Annotated in this window: 2 protein-coding genes; both read right to left on the reverse strand. The window is 27.6% G+C overall.

Going from position 1 to position 1,116, the window contains the following annotated elements:
- A partial coding sequence (locus ACTG3S_RS13860) for an LD-carboxypeptidase (protein ID WP_439129927.1) occupies window positions 1-287 on the reverse strand: 287 nt, incomplete at its 3' end.
- Between the two features lie 3 nt (window positions 288-290).
- Window positions 291-902, reverse strand: a complete 612-nt coding sequence (locus ACTG3S_RS13865) for a hypothetical protein (protein ID WP_439129928.1) — start codon at window positions 900-902, stop codon at window positions 291-293.
- Window positions 903-1,116 lie beyond the last annotated feature (214 nt).

Below are 1,116 nucleotides of genomic sequence, written 5' to 3' on the forward strand. Positions count from 1 at the left end.
TTGTCCAACGCATCTTGAAAATCTTGACAACGCTGACTATCTGTGCCAGCAAAATGATTGTTTTGGTTAAACATATTTTTACCTAAAATGACATTTAAACCCCAACTTTCTGCCAACTTTTTTGCTTGTAAAACCACTGCTTTTCTACTTGGTTTTAAAATTCCTGCAGGAGCAAGAATTGCAATGGTGTCTCCTACTTTCAAAGAAGGTGGAGTTATTCGTTTTTCTTGTGCTTTTATTGATGAGAAAATCATCAATACTAATATTATAAATAATTTATTTTTCATAATTTAATATTTTTTATGCCAGCCTAAACCAAATGAAAATCCTATACCAACATAAGATTTTTTAGCAATATTACCATACAATTTAATACCAATAGATTTTCCAAAACTTGTGGGTTTGCCAACAGGAATTAAGCCATAAAAAATTCTGAATCTTTCTTTTTTAGATTTAAACCAACTAATACCTATTTCTATAGGAAAACCAACAAAAGAATCTTTTACTGTTTTGTTTCCATTGTCATTAAAAGTTTCTTTGTTGTATGAGATACCTCCAGAAAAATGATACGAAAAATTATCTTCTATATATCTTTTACCATAAAGTAAACTATATTCATCTAAGGTTGTAGAAACTATGTTTATCGGAAAAAAAATAAAAAAATCAATTTTTTCAATGTTTTCAATTGTAAAAAATCGCAATTTAAAAAGATCTCTTTTTATTTGATAGTTAATACTAAAACCTGCAGAAAACCCTTGTAAATAGCCATTTGCATATCCCAAATTACCATCAACAAAAACAATTGGGTTTGCTTTTATTATCAAAGAGTCTACTTTTTGTTGAGCATTTATAGATAAAATTGAAATCCATAAAAAAAATATAAACAGTTTAAACTTTTTCAAAATAAAATCTTTTTCTTTCATTAAAACAATAGAATAGCTTTTACCGTAAATGTATTAATTTTCAATCGATTTTAAAATTTAGTTTTTCGTACTTTTGCACCTCAAAAATTAAAGAGAAACACATGAGTGCTCCAAAAAGATATACTATTACAGCAGCATTACCTTATACAAATGGGCCAATTCATATTGGACATTTAGCAGGGGTTTACGTTCC

Source organism: Polaribacter sp. (assembly GCF_965656025.1).
GTDB lineage: Bacteria > Bacteroidota > Bacteroidia > Flavobacteriales > Flavobacteriaceae > Polaribacter.